General features: G+C 40.0%; 6 protein-coding genes. 1 reads left to right on the plus strand and 5 read right to left on the minus strand.

The genetic code is table 11. The features are described 5' to 3' along the window. Positions 1-781 precede the first annotated feature (781 nt). The 5 genes from JKY90_02510 to JKY90_02530 all read right to left on the minus strand — a co-directional run bounded on the left by JKY90_02510 (position 782) and on the right by JKY90_02530 (position 8,086). Positions 782-1,246 carry a hypothetical protein gene (locus JKY90_02510; protein MBL4851143.1) on the minus strand — a complete coding sequence of 155 codons (465 nt, stop codon included), beginning with the start codon at positions 1,244-1,246 and terminating at the stop codon, positions 782-784. A 32-nt stretch (positions 1,247-1,278) separates the two neighbouring features. Then, entirely contained in the window at positions 1,279-4,542 is a 3,264-nt protein-coding gene (locus JKY90_02515) for a hypothetical protein (GenBank protein MBL4851144.1), read from the minus strand. A 20-nt stretch (positions 4,543-4,562) separates the two neighbouring features. Next, the gene (locus tag JKY90_02520) at positions 4,563-5,660 is read right to left on the minus strand and encodes a formylglycine-generating enzyme family protein (GenBank protein ID MBL4851145.1); all 1,098 of its coding nucleotides are present in this window, start codon (positions 5,658-5,660) and stop codon (positions 4,563-4,565) included. Positions 5,661-5,689: 29 nt separating this feature from the next. Then, positions 5,690-7,531, minus strand: a complete 1,842-nt coding sequence (locus tag JKY90_02525) for a hypothetical protein (protein ID MBL4851146.1) — start codon at positions 7,529-7,531, stop codon at positions 5,690-5,692. Positions 7,532-7,615: 84 nt separating this feature from the next. Continuing rightward, on the minus strand, positions 7,616-8,086 hold the full coding sequence (locus JKY90_02530) for a glycine zipper 2TM domain-containing protein (GenBank protein MBL4851147.1): 471 nt from the start codon (positions 8,084-8,086) through the stop codon (positions 7,616-7,618). A 118-nt stretch (positions 8,087-8,204) separates the two neighbouring features. Between JKY90_02530 and JKY90_02535 the strand changes: the two genes are divergently transcribed. Next, the coding region (locus tag JKY90_02535; GenBank protein ID MBL4851148.1) for an IS30 family transposase at positions 8,205-8,359 on the plus strand (155 nt) is incomplete at its 3' end.

An 8,359-nucleotide genomic window follows, 5' to 3' on the forward strand; every position in this document is an offset into this window, starting at 1 on the left:
TCCGTATCAGCGCTGTCCCGTTAACTTGAAATATATCGCTGTTCAATGGGCGAAATGCTTAGCGATTAGATTGTTTTGAGGTGCTAGAGACATGAAAACCAATAATACTCCTCTGTCATTCCGGCGCAGGCCAGAATGACGGGGGAAAGTTAACGGGACAGCAATGAAAAAATATTTATTAACTATTACTTGCTACTTATTTGGCAAGATAAAAGCTTCTTCCTTTTAGCTACTAAACGCTGAACGCAATCTAATTATATTTGGTAAATTTATAATCGCGCCCCGATCTCTTCGTTTTCCTTCTTCGCTTAGTTGCTGCCAAGCGACTATAGAAATGATAGACGTTTAGCACTTCTTTTACTCCCTCAGTAAACTGCTATTCTGCCATCTGTTTTTCTACTAGCTATCTTGCATGCTCTACTTCTGCTAATTTTTCTATCGTGCTCTCAGTGATTAGTGATGCAACACCTATCATACTGACTCTCTGTTTTGAACCTAACAAGCATAATTTAACATCGAGATAATCAGCTTAGTTACAGTTAGTAGCCTTAAGCCCCTTAGGTAGACTTTTCCAACTAGAACTAGCGTTACTCAAATTTTCTTCGACGCCGCTTCCTACTGATTTTGCTCCGCGACATAATTTTCGTGAATCGCGCCAACCAATTTATCTTGGTGAGAAAAAAATACTTACTCCGCATGACAACTTGCTTCTAATAGTTCGACAAAGTGAAGCTCAAACTCACCAATAAAACACTCTTTAAACTTATCTAGCTATTTTACACTACTTGCGGTCGAAATTGCGTTTAGCCTCGGTGAGCAGCACAAAGGCACAATGATATTTCTCCATTCTTTTCAAATCTTTCTCTGTAATTCCTTTTAGTCTAGTGATGTCTGAGTTATGTGCTAAATCCTTTCGCTTTACACGTATCGCATCGTAACTGGTACAAATGCGCTTAATATAGCTTTCTATATAGTCATCGCCTTTGCGATGTGTCAATAAATCTAGCGCAGCACAAACTCTTTCGCTAAACCCTTCTTTACCCAATGTTGCAATGGTCACTTTGCCATCGCTATCCTCAACCACATCGTGAAGCACTGCTATGGTTGCCAATTGCTTGTCGAATAACAATTGGTCCATTAGGTGTAACGGGTGCAAGATATAGGGATTACCTCCTTTATCAAACTGCCCTTCATGTGCATTACACGCTATAACAATAGCTCGGCCTAATTGCTCATTTTTGGTCATTGGTTTTCTCAGCTCGTTTTTCTGGCAATAGGCTAATGAAAGCGACTTGAGCTTGAACTTGATCCTGAACCCGCAGTCGACCCAGCTGGCTTCAAATGCCCAAAAGTGTTATGCGGTCCATCATAGGTTTCCGGGCAGTTCTTCCGTGGCGGCTGAATCGCCTTAAAGATATGTGAACTTGGCGCATTTTTATATTCAGCGGCTGTAGGCGAACTTTTGTACCAGAACGGGTAATAAGAACCATTTTGATAGTAACATTGAACGATTCTTAAACGAGGGGACCTTTGGCCTAGCAGCTTCGCGAAAACCGGATCACCATGCGCAGCCCCATTCGAGTAAAACTGATAAAGATCCGAGTCAAGTTGCCCTGTCCATTCACCTGGCACTGTCATATCCAGCTCCTTAAGCGAATTATTACCCACAACATTGCTAACCTTGGCTTTTATTTTTATCGGCGCCTCAACACTGCCTCTGAACCTAAATGTCAGTGGGTAATTTGCCTTCGCATGCTTAACCATTTCGTCGATATTGGGAACCCATTTACTAGATAGACTTGAGTAAGTCAGCGTTAACATACCACTTTTGTATTCTTCATAAAGCAAATTAGATGCGGCTAGCTTTTTAGAAGCACCTGCTGTTTTTTTAGTTCCATTGTATGCTAAGCCCTCGGACTGAACTGACGCCCTTCCTTCACCAAGACGCGCCATGTTTTCACCTAACTGAACCAAGGCTTTACTATCACACCCTTCTTTAGTAAACATCCAATCAACGGCCCACATTGGCTCCTGAAGAATCGTGGAAAAATCCGCGATATCGCTGATAGAGGTATTCGACAAATTATTAAGGGCACTCATGGCAAAGTTATCAGCACGATTTGCTTTATCATTTTGCAACACTTGAAAGTATTTTTCATATAACCGAGAAAAGCGCTTAGACATTTTTACAGCTCGCCTTGTCTCATTAGTTCTTACAGAATTTGGCCCAAACCGATTACGCCTTGTACTCGTTTCCGTTGTCACTATTTCCCTGACAACATGATCTTTAGGGAGGTTTTGCGGGCACTGATCCGCAGTGTTTTCAATAAATCTTAATAATGGCCACGCTAATTTACCATCATGCCTCAGATTACTTTGCACATCTCCATTAAAGTAGTCTGCTATATCTGGCTGCTTCCCTCTAAAGCGTTCTTGCAGTTTTTTAGATAATTTCTTTGCGCGCCAAGTTCTGTATTCCTGCCAATACGAGTCGCCTCTATATATATAGCCGTAAAGGTCAGCACGCTCTTGATTAACTTTTTTATTAATCGCACTTTTCTGGCCCGTTGAGAGTTTATTTTTCTCTGCATTTTGTTCCAATGCTATACTCTTCTCCCACGCTTCATTTTTCTGCATTAGTTCTTGAAAAGAGCTTGCCGTCTTATTGTGCTGTTCCTTTTCGCCATAGGCATAATGAGGTTTAGGTTTATCATAGTGACCAAACGAGGTATGTATATAAGGTCGTTTGATTCCGTCATAGTCCACTTTTTCTAAAGGCATATCTTTTAAAAAATGAAATACTCGAAACCCTTTTCTAGAGTCTTTAATAAAATCATCTTCCCTAAATGAGTTATTTGCTAGATCTATAATAAAATCCCCATATTCCTTAGTGTACTTAAACCAACCGGGTTGTACTTCTTCGTGAGGAACAATAGTATCTTCAATGGATTTATTAGAATGAATAATCACTAACGATGGGGGCAAAACACTTGCATACCCTTTTCGCTTAATTTTAGCGACATATACTTCATAACCATCACCCTTATGAGCTAGCCTTGCAGAGAGGAAGCCTCTACTAGCCAATGGATTATTAATAGCTTCTTCCTCCAAGCTACCGTATTTTTCATACGTTTTTGCGTCCTTCACACTCAGTATTAGTGGCACGTAGATACGCCTGTTGATAGAGGTGGCCACCGGCTTTACGTACGCTTTATCTCGCCAATATAATTCTAACTCCTGAACGGCAAACGGTTTCTCAACCCCATATGAATTTGCGCCATGAGGATCATTTATGATCTCTGGCGATATATAGTTTTGGACGTAATGAAATACTCTAACCCCCTGATCACCGAAGCTATATGAGCTGTTTGGCAAACCAATAATATCAACGATTTTTTGAATCTTTTGAAACTCATTTTTTTCCAAATAGAAGTATGTTCTTATTTTCTTTTCCGTTAAAGATTCGTTAGATGCCTTATAGATAGATTCGTCATTATTTATTGTATGCATAAAGACCAAGTCAAGCGTCCTACTTGCCTTTTTCTGTGCCGTATAGACCTTTAGCTTCTCATCTTCATATTCCAGCCATGAACCAACATAGCCCTTCCCAACCAGATCATTACTGCCAGATTTACTTATTTTACTTTTTATATTAGCTCTGGCAGCCTTTAAAAATTGTTTTGTACCTGCCGTGTCACGGGTACGACGTATTTGCCAAAATGTTTTTCTAGTCACCCACTCATTTCTACCTCCAACCCCTTGTTTGTAGAACAAATTAAAAGAAGAGCTATTAAAAGTACCTCTAGATTCAATACCGCAGTATCGGCTGCGATTAAATTGTGGGTTATCCGCATCCATCACAGCATTTTCCAGCAACACTGATATCACATTCTGGACAAGATTAATTTTTTCTTTCGAGGCATTAAAAAGCAAATGCGCGTCCTGTGGATGACTCAATATCGCGTACGCTAGACTCCTTTTCTTGTCTTTAACAAGCGTTCGGTCACAGTGGTTTTTTTCTACTTGTAATGTAAAACCTTTGTACTCATATAAATAGTCTGATGTTTCAGGATCAACGCGATGCTTAAGTGTTGGAATGCGATAAAGCTCTGGTAGAGCGCTAGTAGCCACTTTTACTTGATTACTCTTCGCATTTTCCAGTTTCTTTTTAGCTTTTGATGACTTATTTTTAGCGAGATTCAACCGCCAATTATCACGCTTAGCAATCTGTGTCTGTAATATTTGCTTTTTCTTATGTAACCCCACCAACTGGATTTCATTCGCCTTTGGGCACTCAAAGGCTAGTGCGGTGCGTATTAGACCTACTATTTTCGCTAAATCTTTTTGTTTCTTTTTAAAGGCACTTTTTGATTTAGACTTGATGTTTACTGTAACTGTTTCTGAACACTTATAATTTTGGGGTAAGGTCGCAGTAAATGGGCCATGCTTGCCAAGCACTTGTGCCATTGCATGCGCAGGAAAGATAGCGATAAATAGTAATAATACTAGTAAAACAACACTTTCTAACTTTATAAACTTCATCAACTAACTCACTTCATCAGTTAAAATACTTGATAATCATCTGTATGCGCAACGTCTTCTGCAAGCCGAAAGCCGACAGCACTGCTTACTGTTCCACCCTGGTATTTTTTCAAGCGAAAAGACAAGCCTAATTGATGTTCATAACCTGCGAAACTACCACCACGAAGCACTCTGTCACACCTATCGACAACACTCGATGCGGATGTATTCCAGCAATCTTGAACCCACTCATCGACATTCCCTATCATGTCATATAAACCAAACGCGTTTGGCTTATAACTACCTACCGGCACCGAGCTACGGCACCTAATTAATCCCAGGCAAGCAACTTTTTCTGTGATTTCATCCCCCCAATGGAATCTCGTCTTAGTCCCTGCTCTTGCCGCGTACACCCATTCAGCTTCCGTTGGTAAGCGATAATTTCTTCCTGTCTTTTTATTTAGCCATGGAATATAACTATGAGTTACTTCGTCCCAACTAACTGAATTCGCGGGAAGCCTATTTTTATATTTTTCTTTACGTTTTATATATCCGTGTTCTTTACATACACCATCAGCAACACATGAGCTCCATTGACCATAGGTCACTTCATATTTACTTATTTTGAACGGCGACACTGGCACAATAGTCCAAATAGATAAGCTGTGTGAGTTATTACATTTCACTTTGCTGACACAGCCCATAAATGCTTCCCCCCCAGGCAATTCAACCATAGCAAACCCATAATCGGAGGACTTATCGATATAGTTATTCTTCGTACCATCATCATTAAGTGTGAGGCGCCATTTTTCAGCCTTGCTGATTTGCGTTTGCAACAAGGTTTTTCCTAAATGGCTCCCCACTATATTAATGTGTTTGACAGAAGAGCAGTCAATTGAAATGGCAATCCTCACCAGCGCAACTATTTTTGCAAAGGCTTTCGGTTTTTTTTTAAACGTTTTTCTTGATTTAGACTCGATAGTCACATCCACTGATTCGGCGCAGGAATAATCATCGCCCAACAGTGCGGTAAACCCGTTATGCGACGCTATTTTTTTTGCCCACACCACATTTTGGTATAACAAACAACACAACAGAAGCAAGACACCAAAAATTAATTTTTTATTATTTATTGCCATTATAAATATCAAGCTAATAGAAATAGTGTCTATTTGACATTTTCTGACTTCCAGTGTTTCCCTATCCACGGCCCAGCGAAACGAGGCATATGTTCCCACGGATTAATTCGTTGTGAATATTTTCGGTCTGAAAATTCAGTTTTTTCAGCAAGAATAATTTCACTTAACAGTTTTTCTACTTCATAACCAAACTTATTGCTCACCAAATAATCTGCAACCGGAGTGTTAGGGCACACTGGCTCATACTTGGCTGACAGATTTATATCGGGATTTGTATAGAACAGGTATTTCAATATATTGCGATTATCACTCCTACATTTATCAGAGATATGTGAATATGAATTCGCTAAGTTAGCACTGATTGAATCTATATAGCTATGTAACACATCAAGTTTGAATGGATTGCTATTAACTCTTTTTGAGCCAAATATTGGATAGCTCATTTTATTGGCCTTTACTGTCAAAAACAGCGGCGTATCACAAACATCTTGACCCACATTTAATGTGATTGCCGCCCTTAAGCATTCTCTTACACCTGATATATCAGTCCGGCCCCAATCTTTCGAAAAATCAAAGGCAAACTTATAATTTGTTTTTTTATAATCGATTTTTTTCTCAAGATACTCCTTTAAAGAACCGTATCGAAATAACACCGCACTACTTGTCTTATCATAAATATCTCTTAATTTAACAGCAGCATCCTCCTCAGGCCGATATTTTGATTTTATCGGGCTGCATTTAGAGTTCGTTAGAAATTGGTAAGTATCTCGATCTATCGCCGGGACTATGTGATATGAAAACTTACCGCGCGTACTTGTCGTAGCAATATTAGTGAAAACATCTAACGCTGTTCTTGGTGCACGCCCACCAAGATTGTATTTCTTGCCTTCGTATAGCCAGTACGCGTATTCATTCTTAAGACTTTCATCGTAAACCCCTTTATCATAAGCTGCCCAAAATGCATCACTCGACTTAGTAAGCGTACGCAATACTTCTTCAAAGAACAATCTTCCATTAGCTAAACTTTTAGCAGCGTTTGCGCCGTTACCATAAGTACGGCCATAACGATCTCGAGATGTCCGCAACTCAAGCTGATCTGGATTGATAGCACCAGCTGGAACATAACCACTCGGGTAAGTCAATTTCGGTATTGCTGGCCAACTACCGTGTTTTGCGCAAACGCCGTCTTTAGAAATAGAATTTTTAAGATCATATTGAGAGCTAACACCTTCCCCCCAGTCATATTGGCCTCCAGTAGCATACTCTTTTAAACTTCTAACCTCAGCAGAGCCAGTCGGCATCCGAGCAATCGACAACGCGTACTTGGCAGAAAAAGATAATTTCTCAGTCTGCAATAGTTCCTCAACATCGAATCGCCTTTTATGACTAACAAGATTATTGTTTATCAATGGCTCTTTTAAAACAACTTTAGCGTATTTAAGGCGTTGCCAGTATAGGTTCTTGGTGTCATCAGATTGAGGAACGTAATAACCCAAATAAAGTGTATCGCCAACACCTAAAGACTTAAACTGCCTGGCAAATATGTTTAAATCACTCGATATCTTGGTTTCCAATGCCTTCTTTTCTTCGTAGAAGAGAACTTTGCCAGGCTTGAATCTTTTCACAATTACATCGCCTGTTCTAAGCCCAGCCAAATATAACGCCCCTGACTTATCAAGTTTCCCTACGACTAGCCCTTTTACAAACTGCTCTGTATCACAGCCACTGTTAGCACAAAGCTTATATTCGTAACTCGCAAGCTGCGCACCCAGGCTCCCTCTATTCTTCGCACTTGCATTAGTCAACAAAGAACAGAACACTAGAACGCTAAACATAACAAACCAAAAGCAACCTCTAATACGCATAGACATACTGGTTTTGTGTACCCACTTAGGCAATGACAGGAATAGGGGGAGATAGCATCAAGTCGAACTTAATTTATGCGTTACTGCGCACTATATTATTGCCCAACTACCATCCTCACCTTTACAGGCTTTCACTTTTTCTGTAACGACGGAACCATCATCCAACGCTACCGATTGCTCAATCTCTCGACAATTCGAGTTCTTATCTGTGTCAGTATCTACACTAGCTTGAACTATTTTTGCTTGGCCTACTTTGCCGCTTTCAGTATTTTCCCACTCTTGATTTTCGCCTGTTTCGGCTGCTTTAATCGTCGCTTCAGCCAATTTTTCTTTATCTTTTTGATCAAGGTTTTTACCAATTCGGTTGCCAATAAAAGCACCCGCAGCGACTCCTACAATCGTCCATAACTCTTTATTTTTGTCTTTACCTAACTTATTACCAATGACACCACCAAGAATTCCACCAATTCCTGTCCCTTTTTCCTCTTTACTATCCAACCATTTAAACCCAGTTAATAGCAAAAAAACCATTAATATTACTGCTAGCTTTATTTTTAGCATTCTCGGACACTCCTAAATTCCCAATTACTCTAGGTTAGAGTCTACTTATCCAATTGCTAACATTCAATAACAACAACTTTGTCATAAATTTCAACTTAGTCTTAGCTACTTTGTCGTAATGCACCCTTGCAAAACTAACACATCTGAGCGCCCAGCAATTGTCGATAAGCGTTCTCGTATTGGCGACTGGGAGCTTGATACGATCATTGGCAAAGGCCATCAACAAGCGATTGTTTCGCTCACTGAAAGAAAGTCACGTTACACCTTAATCCA

The organism is Gammaproteobacteria bacterium (genome assembly GCA_016765075.1).
Taxonomy (GTDB): Bacteria; Pseudomonadota; Gammaproteobacteria.